At 47.1% G+C, this 17,880-nt stretch carries 10 protein-coding genes and 1 tRNA gene; 2 read left to right on the top strand and 9 right to left on the bottom strand.

Annotation, left to right across the window (positions count from 1 at the left end; translation table 11 throughout):
* Positions 1-87 precede the first annotated feature (87 nt).
* The 9 genes from N0M98_RS11405 to N0M98_RS11365 form a co-directional block, all read right to left on the bottom strand.
* Positions 88-5,007, bottom strand: a complete 4,920-nt coding sequence (locus tag N0M98_RS11405; RefSeq protein ID WP_259617941.1) for an NHL domain-containing protein — start codon at positions 5,005-5,007, stop codon at positions 88-90.
* A 25-nt stretch (positions 5,008-5,032) separates the two neighbouring features.
* Positions 5,033-5,626: a TetR/AcrR family transcriptional regulator gene (locus tag N0M98_RS11400; protein ID WP_249861524.1), complete on the bottom strand. Its 594-nt coding sequence runs from the start codon at positions 5,624-5,626 to the stop codon at positions 5,033-5,035.
* A 301-nt stretch (positions 5,627-5,927) separates the two neighbouring features.
* Positions 5,928-6,578 (bottom strand): glycoside hydrolase family 73 protein, encoded by a 651-nt coding sequence (locus tag N0M98_RS11395; RefSeq protein WP_259617940.1) that lies wholly within the window; start codon positions 6,576-6,578, stop codon positions 5,928-5,930.
* A 246-nt stretch (positions 6,579-6,824) separates the two neighbouring features.
* Positions 6,825-8,309, bottom strand: coding sequence for an RCC1 repeat- and reductase domain-containing protein (locus N0M98_RS11390; protein ID WP_259617939.1), 1,485 nt, complete (start codon positions 8,307-8,309; stop codon positions 6,825-6,827).
* 158 nt (positions 8,310-8,467) lie between these two features.
* Positions 8,468-13,405, bottom strand: a complete 4,938-nt coding sequence (locus tag N0M98_RS11385; RefSeq protein ID WP_249861521.1) for an OmpL47-type beta-barrel domain-containing protein — start codon at positions 13,403-13,405, stop codon at positions 8,468-8,470.
* A gap of 191 nt (positions 13,406-13,596) precedes the next feature.
* Positions 13,597-13,667 (bottom strand) — tRNA-Gly (locus N0M98_RS11380).
* Between the two features lie 48 nt (positions 13,668-13,715).
* A complete protein-coding gene (locus N0M98_RS11375) occupies positions 13,716-14,237 on the bottom strand; it encodes a DUF402 domain-containing protein (RefSeq protein ID WP_249861520.1) in 522 nt (173 codons plus the stop codon).
* Positions 14,238-14,343: 106 nt separating this feature from the next.
* Positions 14,344-14,874, bottom strand: a complete 531-nt coding sequence (gene lepB / locus N0M98_RS11370; protein ID WP_259617938.1) for a signal peptidase I — start codon at positions 14,872-14,874, stop codon at positions 14,344-14,346.
* A 96-nt stretch (positions 14,875-14,970) separates the two neighbouring features.
* Positions 14,971-15,450: a hypothetical protein gene (locus tag N0M98_RS11365; protein ID WP_249861518.1), complete on the bottom strand. Its 480-nt coding sequence runs from the start codon at positions 15,448-15,450 to the stop codon at positions 14,971-14,973.
* Between the two features lie 160 nt (positions 15,451-15,610).
* Here N0M98_RS11365 and N0M98_RS11360 point away from each other — a divergent pair, with 160 nt between their 5' ends.
* Both N0M98_RS11360 and N0M98_RS11355 read left to right on the top strand, forming a co-directional pair.
* A complete protein-coding gene (locus N0M98_RS11360) occupies positions 15,611-16,531 on the top strand; it encodes an aldo/keto reductase (RefSeq protein ID WP_249861517.1) in 921 nt (306 codons plus the stop codon).
* 120 nt (positions 16,532-16,651) lie between these two features.
* Positions 16,652-17,845: an MFS transporter gene (locus N0M98_RS11355; RefSeq protein WP_249861516.1), complete on the top strand. Its 1,194-nt coding sequence runs from the start codon at positions 16,652-16,654 to the stop codon at positions 17,843-17,845.
* Positions 17,846-17,880: the final 35 nt, after the last annotated feature.

Raw genomic sequence — 17,880 nt, 5'->3', positions numbered from 1 at the left:
ATAGGCGATTGACCGTCAAGGTCAATCGCCTATTACATCGAGTATTAGCAGCACCTTTTATGCTGCAACGTGAACGTTTCGAAACAGTCAGCCCGCCCTGTCACTCTCCAATTGTTTGAGCATTCTTAGCAGCATGACTGTTGCTTCTCCTCGCGTTGCTGTTTCATTCGGTGCAAATTGGTTCGAACCGCGGCCATCTACTATTCCAAGCGTTCTAGTCGCCTTTATCGCTCCTTTTGCCCATTGTGGTATCGCTTCGTCATCGGCAAAATCGGTAAACGCATTAGCGTTAATTTCCTTCTTGAGCGCCCGCGCGATCATTGCCGCCATCTCTGCACGGGAAATGTAGTCATTGGGACGGAAGCTGCCGTCTTCATATCCGTTGACGATACCTGCCTGAACGACCTGCTCTACTGCCGTTATTGCCCATCTCCCTATTTGATCGTTATCGGTGAACGTCAAGGAGGAAACCTCCCCTTTCAGTTTCAGAGCACCTGCCAGCATAACCGTAAACTCGGCGCGGGTGACAGGATTGTTCGGTTTGAATGCGCCATCCGGATATCCGTTGACAATGCCATTTGCCGCAGCACGATTAATATCATTTTCTGCCCAGTGTCCCTCAATGTCGATTAATGAGGCCGCAGATGGTTTAGGTTCTTGCGGTTCGGGAACCACTTTCTCTATGACAAGCGTATAAGTTCTCCGGGACCCATCTTCCGCTTGAACAGTAATCGGAATGATGTTCTCTCCCTCTTCCAGCTCGATTTGAATGCCATCGCTAATCGTCTGCTCTTGCCATGTCGCTTTGGCAGCCGTATGATCTACAGTTGCCCTCACCTCAATTTGTTTTGCTTCCGTTCTGGCCCTGTAAGAGTATGTCTCCATCGTAAACGACGGCGTTAGGGAAAGGCGTTGGCCGTCTGTCCATATTTCGAACGTTTTCAAGCTGGCATTACTAGATAAGCCGCCTCCCGAGCTAGAGGAAGAACGCGCAAGCGTCCTCACCGTTCGACTTAACCCAAATTCACTCTCATTCCCCGCTGCATCATAAGCTGTTACTTTGAATGTATACATGGTATTTGCGCTCAAGCTGTCAATACTCGTTCCGTAGATGCTTCCGCTGACCGTCATGTGCTCCGTACCATTCATGTATATCCGGTAGCCAGTTACCCCAACATTATCCGTTGCCTTTGGCCAAGACAGTTGCACACTCGTACGCGTTACGCTCGAGACGATCAGTTCGCTGTCTTCTGACCATGTCGGCGTTTCAATGTCCGGTTCAGGCTGCTTCGGTAAAGTGGTCACCTTTATACTCAAGCCTGGGGCACTCTCGTTACCCGCCGTATCATAGGCAGTGACTCTAAATGTATACGTGGTGTCTGCGCTCAAACCGTCAATAATCGTTTCGTAGACGCTTCCGCTTACCGTCATCCGCTCCGCACCATTCATGAATATCCGGTAGCCGATTACCCCGACATTATCTGTCGCTGTTGGCCAAGATAGCCTCATGCTCGTTTGCGTGATGTCTGACGCCGCCAATTTGCTGCCATCCGGCCATTGTGGGACTCCAGTATCCTGTTCTTGCGGCGTCGTATCCACGATTGGAATATTCAACGTCTGCGGCGATCCCGCGCTGAACGCGAACGTCAAGGTCAGCGATCCGACCGACTGCTGTGCCAAGTATTCCTTACGGATCGTCAACGTGTTACCCACCAGCGTATAGTCCTCATCCGCCGTCAACTCATCGGAACCGTTCTTGATGCTAATTAGCGTATTTCCGTTCAGCGTAACGATTGTACTCATATCCGCTTGTTTTGCCGGGTTCTTATCGAAGCTGCCGTTGATCGAGCCAATAATCGCAAGTGCTGGAAGGCGAATCATACTGCTTGTAACGGTGGAGTTCAATCCAAGTGCATCAAATTGTAATCGGGCGCCTCTAACATCTCCCGTATAGGACGCTCCCAGGTCCTCAAAAATCGCCATTCCATTTTCAGCTATTTTGATTGTCGTGCCCGTCAATCTCCAGTTTTCGATGCCCATTTTCGATACTCTAACTGGCGTAGCATTATCTTTACTTAAATTTCCGTAATCATCAACAAGCCATACAATCGGCTGCGGGTCAAATAACCCTGTACGATCATCGAATCCTGTGCTGTCGGCCTGCAGCTTTAAGTTCTTCGCAGCCCGCGGTTCGGGTTGAACGACAACAGGTTCCACATTCGGTTCCAAAAGACCCTTGATATGAAAATGAAGCGTCTGCTGTAAAGCTGCGTGCAAAACAAGCGGCACTGTAGCGACTCCATCTCTAAATTGCACCTGAATCGTTTTTTGCGCACCACTCAGCGTCTCTCCTCCAAAAGAACCTGCCGTCCCATCCGGCGCTGCTTCATAACCTTTAAGCGTTACTTCTGTCGGCTCGTTAAACGAAGTATTTATGCTGCCGTCTTCGTCATGAACTTCAAAGCGAATGTTTACCTCGGAGCCCGCTTGTACCTCTGATGCTTCCAGCTCAGCTATTGCTTCGTATGGCTCCTGGACGAGTTGATAATAGGCACTTCCATTAACCGAGTCAATAAAAGGACCCTCAACGAGAGTATCGGCTTTCAGATTAACGACTGGCCGTACGCCAACCTTTAAGTTGCCGGATTTAATACGAAGGTCACCGCTGGCATTGTTGACTAAATAATAAAGATAAGAAAATAGGCTATTTTGCGATCTCGTCCAATAATACTCTGATTCGTTGCCGCTGGCCTTTCGGTCGTTAGCATTCTTGAAGTAAGGAATGACGTACTGATCTTCGCCGTACACAGAAATTAGTTCTGAAGCCGCTAAAATAAAGAATGTCTCCTCTTGCAATCCGTCGCCTTCGGATAAATTGGGATAGCTCGTTATCGAAATCGCATTGCGAAACGTTGCGGAGAATGCCGGATAGAACGATTCTCTTAGCCACCCGCGAACAGGTGATAGACTCCAGGGCTTCATCATCCCTTCCTTGATAACTTCATTTGTTTCAGCTACAATTTCTTCCGAGATGAACAAGCTGGTACCGCGCTCGTATTTGTCCTTGTCTACAAGAACCCAGTTGATAGGCGCCGTCTTGTATACTTCAGCATCCGACAATCCCGCTTCGATTGACCCGGCCGTGAAATAATCCCATTCCCGGTTATCGCGAATTTTTGTGCCGACCGGCAAATCGCCAACGCGCGCTACCTTAGGCGCCTCCCAAGGCAAGGCTACAGTCGTACTTTCAATGGGCGGCAAGCCATCCGCTTCAAATCGAAGCTGCGCTCCCGTTACCGCCGCTCCGCTCGTTGCGCCAAGGTCGGTAAAAGTTACGCTGCCTGAGCTTGCTGCTGCCGTTGTTGTTCCTGTAAGATTCCAGGCTCCCGAGTCCTTCTTCTTTACCGTAACAACCGTACTGTTGTCACCCGCGCTCTTGTTGCCGTAAGCATCGAGAAGTGTAACGACAGGCTGCTGCGCGAACGCGCCTCCATTGCTGGCCGGAGCCTTAATGTCTGTGGTTAGCTCCATCGAGGCAGCACTTCCCGCTCTTGGCGTGATGATCAACGGATTTGTCTGCGGCGATGCCACGTCCGCTACACTTAGGGCGATCGTTTGTTCTCCCGCTTTGTTCAGCTTAAGCTTTACCGTGGCAGCGCCGTTGTTAAACATGACGCCGATCGTGTTCGGAGATGCGCTTAAGGCCGTCCCGTTCAAGCTGCCATAGGAGTTGTCCGGCGCTTGCAAGTATCCGGAGATCGTCACCTCATGCTCCCCGCTAAACGTCGTATCTGTGAGCCCATTCGCATTTTTCACAAAGATTGTGATCGTATTATTCACATTCGCACCGACTTCAGGGTTGTGCGAGTCGGCGAATGCTTCGACGGTTTGCGCACCCAAGCTTAATTTCCGGACCCGTTGGTTGAACACATCCGCAATGTACAGCTCTCCATTGTTTGCCGCCGCTAAACTAAAAGGATTGAAAAATTGAGCTGACGATGCCGCTCCTCCATCTCCCGAATATCCTTGAATCCCCGTTCCGGCGATTGTACTGATCGTCCCGGATGCATCCACTTTTCGGATGCTGTAGTTTCCTGCATCCGCTATATACAGCTGCCCATAACGATCTACCGCTACTCCCGAAGGATAGGTTAATTGGGCTGACGTTGCCGGTCCGCCATCTCCCGAGTATCCAACACTTCCCGTACCGGCGACCGTGCTGATTATCCCGGATCTGTCTACTTTTCGGATTCGATTGTTAGTAAAGTCCGCTATGTACAGATTGCCGCTGTCGTCTAGCGCGACGCCAGTCGGGCTCCTCAGCTCGGCTGATGCGGCAGATCCTCCATCTCCCGAATCTCCAGCAATCCCCGTACCGGCAACCGTACTGATCGTCCCCGACGCATCTATTTTCCGAATCCGATGATTAGACTGGTCCACAAAATACACATTGCCATCTTTGTCCGTCGTCATTCCGCTAGGATAGCTCAACTTAGCTGATATGGCAGATCCTCCGTCTCCCGAATAGCCAAAAACCCCCGTACCGGCGACCGTGCTGATCGTCCCGGATGCATCCACCTTTCGAATTCGGCAGTTTACCGTATCTGAAATATACAGATTGCCGCTGTTGTCTACCGCTACTCCCATTGGGTAGTTCAACTCGGCAGCTGTCGCAGGTCCCCCATCTCCCGAAAATCCGGCACTCCCCGTGCCGGCGACCGTACTGATCGTCCCCGACGCATCTACTTTCCGAATCCGACTGTTTTCGTAATCGACAATGTACAGATTGCCGCTGCTGTCTACCGCCACTCCATATGGATTTTTCAACTGAGCAGCTATCGCAGGTCCTCCATCCCCCGAAAAGCCGCCGGTACCCGTGCCCGCTACCGTATCAATAATGTATATGGCTGCAGCGTGGGCTTTTCCCCCCAACCATTCAGGCAGCAGTGACATGATCAACAGAAAAGCCAGCATGATTGCAATTCGCTTCTTTACCTGCTTACGCATTGGTTTCCCCTCCCAAGACAAACATCTATGGCGCTGCAATTCCATATAAAAATAGACGCACAACCTCATCCGCCAAAATCTCCGGCTGTTTAAATGGGCGGGCTTTTTGTGTCGCGATAAAGCGCTCCATCGTGCCCACGATGCTATCCGCAACGATCCCCATGTCCATGTCTTTACGGAAATAGCCTGCCTGCTGCTCCGACATTAGGTTCGCACGGATCTCATCGGCCAGTTGGTCTTTAATCTCCGCCGCCTGGGGAGCAACCGAAAAACCGATGCTGGCCAGATGAGGTTCTTCGATGAAAAAACGGAAAAACGGCGTAAGTCCCTCTACAATTCTTTGACGGATGAATGCTTCTGCAATTCCCGGTTCAAGGCGGCTTTTCTGCGTGTAGTCGCCCAAGCGGGAACGAAATAAATGGACCAACTCATGAAACAACGCTTCTTTATTCTCGAAGTAAAGATAGAAGGTTGGCTGGGTAACCCCCGCCTTCTCAACGATGGCGCTTATCTTCGTCTCGTGATATCCCCGCAAGGCAAATTCTTCTGCGGCGATGCTTAACAGTAGTCCTCGACTTTGCTCACCGCTCGCTCCTTTCTTCCTCCCTCTCTGACCCATACCTATCGATCCCCCATAATCAAATTATATTACTTTTAAGTATTATATTATTATCCCCTTCTCGATTTTGTCAAGGAACTGATCGGACAAGGTTACTTTCTATAGCCTCAAAAAGCGAAGCGGATAGGAGGCTGTTCATTAACTGCCGCCCCCCAGGCCGGGCGCACATCAAAAAGGAACAGAAGCCGATATGCGGCAATCTGCCCCCATTTTTTTGAAATATCGTGTCCGGTTAAAGCCCTCGTTCGCAAATGACTTGAGTGAATAAATAATCTCCCTTTGTAAGCAGCCCGTTTATTCACTACACTTCGATCTTCCGGTCAATCCGGCCATCCAAGACCGTATTCAAAAATGCCAGCTCCGTAGCCGTCATTGTTTTATCTACGATCTTCTGCATCCAGTCCCAACTGAGCTGATCCGCGTTGTACGCCTTGCCCAGCACTTCATACAGCATATCCCATTGCCATTGTTCCAATTTCATCGGCATATTCTCTTCATCCTCCTGTAAAACGTCGTAATTGTAGAGCTGGTATTTCTCAATAATGGCTATTAACTTGGCGGCATAATTCGAATCTGTCGCATATCCCGCTGCCTGTAAAGCTTGTGCAGCTCCCGCATAATCCAGCTCCGCGCACCGGTCAAAAAATCCTGCCTTCGAGTAACGACTGTTCTCTACCAAAAAATTACTATGGTCAATTACGCTGTCTTCCCAGCTGGGATAAGCCCGAAAGCCGTTGATGACAGTGACAAAGCTTCCGTTCTTATGCTCTTGAGTGACAAGCTCTTGAGCCGTACCCTTGATGCCAAACAAGTTATTGCCCGGGGCTGCAGCGCCCCACGCGCTTTCGTGCGCCGCTTGCGATATCGTTATGCTGGCCAATACGCCCGTGCGCTTTTGCTCGGCCACTGCTATAGGGACAATGATATTGATAAAACTTTGCACTTCCACCATATACCAACTCCCATTTTTTAATAGTTTATTCCGTATCGGGCTTGCCCGAAACTGCCTTCTGACCAGATTCCGAATTTTGACAAAAAGTCTCCTAACGTTTGTCGAAAAAAGAAAATAGAAAAAAACCCTTGCGGCGCAAGGGTGAACTATGACCTATGGGTGGAAACGTAATAAAAAGACGCTAGTCTGTAAGAAGATGACTTCTGCATGCATCGGGTCATCTTTTTTTCCCGCTGGCAGCGGCCATTACTGAATGCTTAATGTGCATTGCAATGCACTATTCTGGTAGCCCATTACCTCAATAATATACGTACTCCCCGCGACTACGTTATAAGAAATCTGTGAATACGTTGTGTTATTATAGTCATCGTTTGTAGAAAGGAGATTATTGTTAGAATCATAGAGATTTAAAGTCGTATCAGCCATATTTTGATAAAACCCGGTCGTAAACGTAACTACTCCGCTATTCTGCGCTTTAAATGTGTACTTCTTTGATGATCCTTGGGCTATTTCTACATTTACTGTGTCTCCAAGCGAGATTTGATCTTGATCGAAAAGTGTAAGACCTACAACTTGAACTGCATAATATGCTCTGGTTTTGTCTCCCGTTCCAAGTTGTCCTTCTGCGTTGCGTCCCCACGCCCAAACTGTACCATCGTTTTTAATGGCAAGTGAGTGAGACTGACCTACTTCTACAGATTTTACCCCAGTTAATGGTGTTACAAGATCAGATGTAACTACTTGATGCGGAGTTTTATAGGAGGAGTTATTGGTTTGTTGACCAATTCCTAAATATCCACTTGTGTTATTTCCAAAGGCCCATAAAGTCCCATCGTTCTTGATCACTGCTGCTCTGCCCCCATTTGAGGAGACAAAGGAAACATTGTCAATTCCCGCTTTTTGTGTCGGTACTTTTATGCTGGAGGAGCTACATTCCACAATTTCACTAGCAAGGCAAGCTCCCCAGTTCCATACGGTACCATCGGTTTTTAAACCTAAAGTAGCTATACTGCCTGGATCAACCATAGCGGCATTGGGGAAATCAATGATAACAGGCTCTGGCCTATGTTCCATGGCCCCGTCGCCAATTTGACCGTTAGCGCCATCTCCCCACATCCAAATTGTACCGTCTTGAGATGTTGCAGATGCATGTCCATACCCTACAGCAAACTTTACTATATTTGTTACGTTATGTACGCGTACAGGTACAGTATTATTGCCAGTCGCGGTTCCTAAGCCTGTTTTGTTAGAACCGGTTCCCCAAACCCATAGAGTTCCATCACTTTTTAATGCGTAACTGTTAGAGCCGGAAGCAGCAATGGAAATCACCGAATTTAAACTTGGAATTTGAGTTGGGGTCTTTTTATTAACTTTTGTTCCATCGCCAAGTTGGCCGTATTGATTTGATCCCCATGCCCAAACCGTTCCATCTGATTTAAGGGCCATAGAATGATTTGAACCTGCCGCTATATCAATCACATTATTCAGACTGGGAACTTGATTAGGTGTTAATTTTTCCGCAGTAGTGCCATCGCCTAGTTTGCCAGATGCATTATCCCCCCATGCCCAAACCGTTCCATCACTTTTTAAAGCTAATGAAAAAGAATCTCCTCCGGCAGCTAATTTGGGTGTCACGGTTACTGCTGCATGAGTAACGCTTGAAAAAATAGAAAAACTCCCAAAAAATAAAGATAAAGACAAAACTAGAAATAACCTTTTGCTAAAATTCATTGATGTCCTCCTAAAGTAAATAAGATTAAGGATAAATTGATATTCACACAAAAAGAATATTTATCCTTTTCATTTATTAATAAACAATTTATCCAATTCGTAGAAATTATATCATAAAGATCTTCTGAATTCTATAAACTACTACACATTGTTAATATTTAATTGGTAGTAACTACTAAAGGAATAGTAGGATTGGAACTGTTCTTGGCACTATCTATCGCCTTCAATGTGAAACTATACGTTTTTTTGCTTACCAGGTTATTTATCGTATAGGTCGTCGAAGCAGTATAACCGATATAAATATTGTCTTTATAGATTTCATATCCCTTAATATAAGTATTGTCGATTGAAGGGTCCCAGGATAATGTTATAGCTGTTGCCGTTTTATTGCTTGCCCTTACATTTGCGGGTGTGGACGGAGGCGTTCGGTCAATTTTGGCTACAGCCGTCGTAATGACGCTTTCGTTCCCTAAGTTGTCAATCGTTTTACTGTAAACTGTAGTTTCTCCTTCGGGACTAATCGGAACAGACAAGGTGTAATCAATCCAATTATTTTGGTCTCCAATTTTATATTGAGTTTTTTGAACACCGCTTCCGCTATCTATTCCAGGTGTAATAGTAAAAGTAACTTTAGAGTTGGTCCACTCAGCCGTACTCAAATTGATTGTTGCTGGCGTCGGCGGGCTTCGATCGATTTTAATAGTTTCCGTAACCTCAATGCTTGAATTCCCGGAATTATCAAGCGTCCGGGCATAGATTACTGTTTGACCTTCTGCAGTAATCTTGAAATCTCCGGTATAATCAGTCCATACTCCATCCGCATTAAGTTTATATTGGCTCTTATAAAACCCGCTTAAAGTATCAATTCCGTGATTAATCGAAACGGTCACATCATCCTTAGTCCATTCCTTGGTAGAAGCTACAATAGAAGGACTTGACGGTGCGGTTAGATCGATGACAAAAATATATAGTTTGGCTTGTTCGATATTGCCTACAATATCCGTTGAGCGGTAAATCAGTTTATAAAACTGCTCATTTGCCATGACAATCGGCCCAGTATAATTATTCCATGTCGCGCCCTCGTTTAGGCTGTATTCCGTGTTTTTAACGCCAGTATCATCAACTGCCGATAAAATAACTTTTACCGAGCTTCTAAAATAAGTCGGTTGTCCCTCGTCACCCAGTATTTGGATTGATGTTACCGGCGGTGTGACATCAGGATCAATTCTTATAAATTGAGATTTCGTCGTTTCCATATTATTGTTGTAATCTTTGGAACGATACAAAATTGTGTACTGATTATATTCCGACAAGTGAAGTATCGTATGATAAGGAATCCAAGTTACACCGCCGTCCAGGCTGTACTCACTCGACTGTACGCCGGATTCATTGTCCGTAGCATTTAACGTGATATCAATAGGTCCATAATATTGCCCAGATGTTACAGGGAGCTGGTTTACGAGCATCGTCGTCTCAGGCGGGGTTGAATCGTTTGAAACAATACTATCCCCTTGAATGATTGTTGTAGGCTCTAACTCCGTAAGAGTGCCAGAACCTTTTACATCATAGCCTAACTTAAATCCGATATCTTTCATCGTTATGATTCCTTTGGTCGCTGGAGTAACGGGGAGTTTGTAATATTGCTCAAACTGCAATTTTTTTCCGCCGCTAAAATCAGCTTCTTCGATAGTGACTAGCCCGTTATCGGTACCGGTTATTTCAATACGATAGTTTTTGGAATTAGGTATTTGAACATATTTATGTCCGTCCTCTATAAAGTACAGAATCCCAGGGATATTCTCCTCAAGAGAGCCGTCAGGCAAGGGACCCGTGTGTCTGCCGTTCACGTCGTAAACATGTACATCTACAGGCGATTTAAAACCAAAAAACTTTTGAAAAAGACTGGTGCAGCCCGAATAATCGCAAGTATCAATATCCGATGGAACCGCAGAACCAGGCGATCCCCACGGTATACCATTTCCAGGAGCCCCGCGACGAATTCCGTCTTTGGTGAAAAACGGCAGTATTTCTGATTTGAAGGCCATCATAGCAATCGGATTAAACCAAGGCAGCTTTTGTCGCAGCGGTACAGAACCTTGCAACTGGTCGTATGCAGGTTTATTTTCTTTCTCAAGACGCTGCCGTGCGCATTCGGCACGTAATCCTTTAAACCATACCTCAGATAAGAAGCTATTTGCATCAATATTAGTTTCGCTTTTCAATTTGCTTAAAAATTGAACTAATTTAGCGTCGGCAGTATTTGACCATTTTTGAATATCTATTGGCGGATGACTTCCATAATTACCCACTAAATTCCCGTTTAAGTAAGCATAATGATATGGAAAATAACTGCTTTGAACTGTATGAGAGCCATCCTTTTCATCAACCCAATTTGCACTAGATTGCCCATCTGCTGAAATTTGAACCTCCAAAGTTGAAAAGATGGATGGGATATAATGACTTTCACCGGTATTTCCGATCATCCCATTAATTGCACCCGACGGATCTGCCAATTTGGCTATACTGTCCCAAATATCAGGGGCATTTACGCTGACTCTGCTTTCCAAAAAAGACCTGACGGAATATTGGTAAGCATAATTGTCTCTTGGTATAACTTCTTCTGTTTGCCAGTTAACCTGCCTGGTAGGAGATGGTTCATTATCACAGTAAAGCGATTGTGTAATATCTCTGTCCGCCAGAACACGAGGTGTGCTTACGAAACGATTGCCGTCTGATTTGCCCTCCAAAATAATTTGGTTTAGTTGTCTAAAAGAATGCTGAGGATAAGTATAATACTCTGTAATCGTAGCGTTAGGGCTCTCTGATGGAATGTGATCCTCATGAAAAGGGCTATTTTCGACTTTATCAAAAGGAAGATAACTTAAAACCGCCCCTGTCGTTTTAACTAATGCATATAACCGAAGAGCTGCGGAATCTTCAGCGCCTCCGGGTCCCGATGCAATAACCTTGATTTCATGGTCGTTGATATCGTCCGGGGAGAACCATAAAAATTGGCTTTGATTCAATACGCTATTTTGTTTGGCACCATCGACGTAAAGATCCGCGCTTGTTGCTTCGCCACGGATATCCAAATGGAAGTAAACAATTTCCCCGGGATTATAAGAATCATCGTAATAAGAATCTGTTGTCGAATTAATTTTGTTTAGTTCCACTGTTAAGCTAGGTCTTCGAATGACCGAAATTATGATTTCGGTTAGCGACGCAGGGCTGTCATCCGGGATTACTTGAATAATATAATCGCCCTCATTCGTATCGCTAAAAATAAAATCCCCGCTCATGACATTAGCAAAATATGAAGACCGTAATTCGTTTCTGGAATCGTCTAATATTTTTACATATGTATTGTGAAAAGTACCTTTGTAAGAAAAATGAACCGTAGTTGTTTCCCCGGATATAAGGGTTCGTTTGGCAGCAGTTACATCAGGTGTAGCGTCAGGAGGAATCCCCCCGCTCGAAACGGTTACATAAACAATCGCATAAGCTTGAGACTCGTCGTAATCAGTGTTCGGGTCATCTATAAGATTGACCTCGATCCGATAATGCCCGGGTACGGTTTGCTTAAAAGTCCAGTAGCCGTTCAAAATAGATGAAAATGCGGACTCTTGAACTAAATTATTGTGTTCATCATAAACCGATATAAATCCGGGATGCGGTAAATCATCAAACCAATAATGAAGTGTTGCTTGCTGTCCGGGAAGCACTGTGGAGGGAGCTATTTCTGCATGCGTAAGCAGCGGAATTACCGTCCCCGAATCATTTCCGGTTGAAATGGGCTCGCCAGTAGTATCAAGAACAACCTCTCTTTTATATTTTTCCTGTATTGCATTTATCGGTTGTATAAGCCCATATCCATAGTATTGTTTATCTCCTAAGAATGTAGCGGAGTTAAGCATTGAAGCTCGTAATTGCTTGACGTCCCAGTCCTTGTGAGCGGACCATATATCTGCCGCAGCTGCAGTTACTATTGCTGCAGACAAAGATGTGCCCGATTTAACCGTATATTTATTGTTTATATCAGTTGTACTAATCCAAGAACCTGGTGCTACTAATTCCAATTTTGAACCGTAATTTGAGAAAGAGGCTGCTTTATATTCATTATCAATTGAACCAATGGCCATAACGGCTGGGAAGTGCGCGGGATACAAAATCGATTCCGTTCCATTGTTACCCGAAGGGGCAATAATGAGGATACCGGATTCCCACGCTTTCTCAATTGCTTCTTGAAGAGCCTTACTTGGTTCAGTCCCCCCGAAGCTCATATTGATAATATTTATATTGTTATCCATTGCCCAGTCCAAGGCTGCGATAATATCACTGTAAGATCCTTGACCATGTTTATCGAGCACTTTGACTGCATACAAATCTGCAGACGGGGCGATTCCCTTAATGCCAACATCATTAAATTGAGCATTAATCAAACCTGCCATATTCGTACCGTGACCGTTATCATCCTGAAAGGAATCCCCTACAAAAGAAATTCCTCCAGCTACGTTCAGATCCTCGTGGTTCAAATCGATACCAGAATCAAACAGGGCAATCTTTATATTTTTCCCCGTATGTCTATTACTCTCTAGCAGATTGCCTTTAACAGCACGAAAAGCCCATGTTTCCATCGCGGCATGGTTCATATAACTGTATGTTGCCTCGGTTACAGAGGGAGCGGCCGTCAGAATAGATACCGTCTGGTCTAATTCTATGTACTCAATTGAAGGGTCTTTCCTTAGCTGGGCAACTTCGCTATTTGAATATTCCATAACAATTTGAGAAAAATGGCTAAAACTATTTATTTTTTTACCGACTTTTGTTTTGTCTAATTCAGAATCTATCTTCTTATTAGACTTTGAAAATTCATTTTCATTTTTGAATTTTACAATGTAGCGTTTTTTGTTGTTTAAGTATGCTGATTGAGTGACTGTTTCTTCATTGTATGTATTGTCTGTAACAGTAGGAGCAGCGGATCTAACAACCGGATTGCCAGGCTCAGTAAAAGCATAGCCAATATTGTAAAAACTAGAATCAAAAAAAACGAATAGAATCATGATAAATGATATTAATGAAAACCATCTGCGTTTCATGTGTCCATCCTTTAGAGTGTATTTGTCCCTTAATCAATATTCGCCTTCTTTCCCTTTTATTGGGACTAATACAGTATATTAGGAAAACCATTAACTGTAAAGCTATTGAATTTAACAAAAAAACACACCTTCCAAATGAGATTTCAACGTCTCAAATAGTTAGTGTGCTACCGTTCCAAAATGAAGTTTTAAGCGGGTGATGGGAATCGAACCCACGCTACCAGCTTGGGAAGCTGGAGTTCTGCCATTGAACTACACCCGCATGGTTGCCGCGGCGTACTGTTAATTATATACGGACTTGCCGTAACTTTCAACTGCAATTCCGCGAAACCCGTTCAACCCACCGATCGATCGTTCCGTCAAAGGGGAACTTCCGCTCAGCCACCCGCTTCTGCAGCAGCTCCAGCTCTTGCCGGGCGCGGGCTATCAATTCGTCCGGATAACCGTAACGTACGGCATTGGTCGCAAATTCATCCTCGTCGACGACTTTCCATTCGCCGCCCCGGCAGATCAGGTCCAGATCCAAGTCGACAAAGGATACGTGATTCCCCTGTATTCGCGCCGGCTGATTAATATTGCAATAAAACTGCCGGATCGTTCCTTCCGCAATATCCGCGCTGACGGTGAACCAGGAGGTGAACGAAAAAAATTCGATGGTCCAGTGGTCCATCGTAAATATTTTGCCTTTGGTGTAATGATGAAGCTTGCGCCCCTTCTCTCCGAGGACGAATACGTATTCGCCGGTCTGCTCCAGCAGCTTCGTATTCCATTCATAATGAAGATGATTGCCGTATTTCAATGACTGAATCGTCAAATTTCCGCTTGATTCCATATCCGGTTCGCCCCCTTATCGTTTACGCTTGTCCGCTCAGTATACCAAAAAAATATACCTCCTACGATATCGAATATCGATAGGAGGCGGTGTCATGCCGTGGTATCTATTGTGCATCCAATGCGCCGATATGGTTAAACGGATAATAACGGAACAACACTTTTCCGATTAGTTTGCTTTTGTCGACGAACGGCGTCGGCCACAAATGCGAGTCCAAGCTGTCGTTGCGGTTATCGCCGAGGAAGAAGTACTGATCGGCAGGCACGGTAATCGGGCCGTACGTATAGTTCATTTTTTCCTTAAGATAAGGCTCGTCCACTTTCTCTCCGTTGCGGTACAGCGCGCCGTCCTTCACTTCTATCGTATCTCCCGGCAGGCCGATCAGCCGCTTCACGAAACGCTGATCCGCTTGATCAGGCAGCGGCGGATAAAAGACGACGACGTCTCCGAACTTGAAATCGGTCAGCTTGACCATTTTCTCCACCAATATTTTATCGTCCAGCTGGATCGTAGGCAGCATCGAGCCGGTCGGCACTTTCATTCCTTGAGCTACGTACGTATTAAATGTAAAGCTGACAATCACAGCGATTGCCAACGTTGGAACCCATTCCTTGATCCACCGTTTCATCCGATGCATTTACTCAGCTCCTTTGCCGTTTCTTCTGTTACTTTACACTATTTCGGCAAAAGAAAGATTAATGTAACATAAATTTTCGAATCGCGCTTCGCCCGATCAGGAAGAAGCTTTCTCCGCTTTGTTTTTCACGGTGATATATTCCTTGAGCACTTGGTTGTCCGAGCTCTTCCATTCAATCTCAACCTGCGTCGTATCCTTCCAGCTTGTTACGGTTCCTTTTTTATCCAAAGTTACGAATTGCCCCGGCTTCAGCAGCGTCGGCTCGATCACGGCGTTTGCCAGCGGCGTCCCGCTGCCGTGAACAACCGTAACGTTGACGTTATCGATCAGTTCGTCCACCTTGTAAGCTACCGATGCGATTTCCTGAAGCTTGTTATTTTGAGGCGCATAGTCTACCTTTACTTTCCAATGCAGCGATTCTCCTTCCAGCGTGGCCGGCTTCGCTCCGGGATCGCTCGCCGTACTGGCCGTATTGCCCGAATTGGGCGTCCCTGCCTCCTGCTTGACGCAGGCCGCCAAAGGCATGGCCATAAGCATCAAAGCCAGAATGGTAATGATCCGTTGTTTTCTCCGCATGCCGCTATTCCTCCTGTATGGCTATATGGTTATCATGGTGCTGCTGGCAATATTTTATTCCAAAAGGAGGCCTCGTTTCAAGTCGGGGGCGCTTTGACAACCATCCGGCATTATCGTTAAATAAAAGAGATAAGCTAACCAAATTCAGGGAGGGATTCAGTTGAAATACCGCAGATTGGGCAAGACGAATATGAAGGTGTCCGTTATTGGAGTCGGCACATGGCAGTTCGGCGGCGAATGGGGTAAAGCGTTCACGCAGGCGGAAGCCGACGCCGTTCTCGATCAAGCCAAGGAGTCCGGCATCAACCTGATCGATACGGCCGAATGCTACGGCGATCATACGTCGGAATCGCTGATCGGCAGCTATGTAGCCCGCAACCGCCGCGAAGACTGGGTGATCGCCACGAAATTCGGACATCATTTCCATGGCCATCAGGAGCGTACGCAGCACTGGTCTCCTCAAGAAGTGCTGTCCCAGCTGGAAGCGTCTCTAAAGGCACTGCAAACCGATTATATCGATCTATACCAGTTCCACTCGGGAACGGACGAAGCGTTTGATCAAGACGAGCTGTGGACGTTGCTGGACAAGCAGGTGCAAGCGGGCAAAATCCGCCATCTCGGCACCTCGATCGGCAGCAACGACAATCTGCATCAGACGGCGGCCTCGACCCGGGTGAACTCGCAGGCGATCCAGGTCGTTTATAACCGGCTCGACCGCAAGCCGGAGGAACGCGTCTTCCCCTCCTGCGAAGAGCAGGATCTCGGCGTGCTTGCCCGCGTGCCGCTGGCGAGCGGATACTTGAGCGGCAAGTATAAGCCGGGGGCCGTATTTCCGGACAACGACGTGCGCAACCGCCATGACCGCGAGCAGACGATTCAACGTCTGGAAGAAGCGGCCCGAATTCGCGAGAACGAAGTTCCGGCCGGCATGAATATGGCCACTTGGGCGCTGGCATGGTGCCTGAAGCATCCTGCCGTCACCGCCGTCATTCCCGGCTGCAAGAGTCCCGAGCAGGTTATCGCCAACGCCGCCGCGGCGAAGTATGTATCCGATCTGCATAAGCAAGCGTGGAAAGATTAAAGCATAATAATCCATGTTTTTAGACAGGAGCGTCCATGTTATTGAGCTGCCGGGTTGAGGTATGCTAATTCGTGAAACGAAATAAGCATTTCCATGCGGTGCAGAAAGGTCTTGAACCCGATGAAGCTTACGACACGAATTTACATGGACGCCGCTCTGCAGAACATGAAGAGCGTCAGTTTTTTCACGTTTCTGCAAGTACTTATCGCCCGTCTGGGCGCGAGCAATTTCGAGATCGCCTTATCCAATTCACTGCCGCCTCTGTTCTGCGCGTTGTCGCTAGCGTTTCTTACACGACAGCTCCCGGTAACCAGAGGCGTCTTTCTTGCGAGCGGCTACGTTCGTCAAGCAGCCTTCCTTTGCATGGCTTTCGCCGCGCTGCTGCCTCATCCGGTACCGTTTCTGCTGTTCTTCTGGTGCATTAACGCCGTCGCCGTCATGATTACGGGAGCGCAGCAGCCGGCCATTATGCGCAAGTGGGTCGCTCCGGACGCGTTCCCGCAAATTTTCAGCAACAATAAAATTATCGGCATCGTGATCGTCACTTTGGGCAGCTTCGGGATCGGGCAGTATCTCGACGCATTCGACTGGATGTTCCCGAAAAACTACGTATTTTCCATGCTGGTCGGCTGTCTCGCCACCTTCGCCGGCATGTCGCTCATTGCGGAGCTGGCTCCCAAGGAGAAGCAGCCGATCCGTCTCTCCTGGATGCGGCCGCTGCAAGAATGCGACCGCAAAACGTGGTGGATGGGACTGAATAACGTCGGGATTGCGATGGTCGCTCCCTTGTTTGTCATTTACCATGTCAACGTGCTGAAGCTGAGCAACTCGCAAATCGCCTATTTCGTCGTGACGGCCGGCATCGTCTCTACGCTGCTGCTGCCGGTCGCGCGCCGCTGCATGGAACGGTTCGGCGTACTGAAAGTATACGGCACGGCTGTGATCGGAATGGCGCTGGCCGTGCTGCCTTACGGCTTCGTCCATTCCTTCTGGCTGCTGCTGGTCATACAGGGCTGGGTCGGCGTCTGTCTGGCCGTGCACGAGGTGGCGTCGCAGACGATGATGATGAAGGAAGCCGCCAAGCATAAAAAAGAGATGGCGTACTTCTCCGACTTTCAGCTGGTGATGAACGCAGGCAATGCCGTCGGCGCGCTGGCAGCCGGAGCTTTAATCTCATTTCTGCCGATGTGGGGCTGCTTTATCGTGATCGCCCTAAGCCGCGTCTTCTTCTATTTGACTTACCGCTCTTCGAAGGAGGCCGAGTCGCACCAGCCATCCTCCGCCATGCAGCAGGCCAAATCGGCCAACGGATAAGCAGGAGCTGCGATTTGCACGCATTTTTTAGTAGG

It is taken from the genome of Paenibacillus doosanensis (genome assembly GCF_025060755.1).
Taxonomy (GTDB): Bacteria; Bacillota; Bacilli; order Paenibacillales; family NBRC-103111; genus Paenibacillus_S; species Paenibacillus_S doosanensis.
This window is presented reverse-complemented; position numbering and strand designations above follow the sequence as displayed.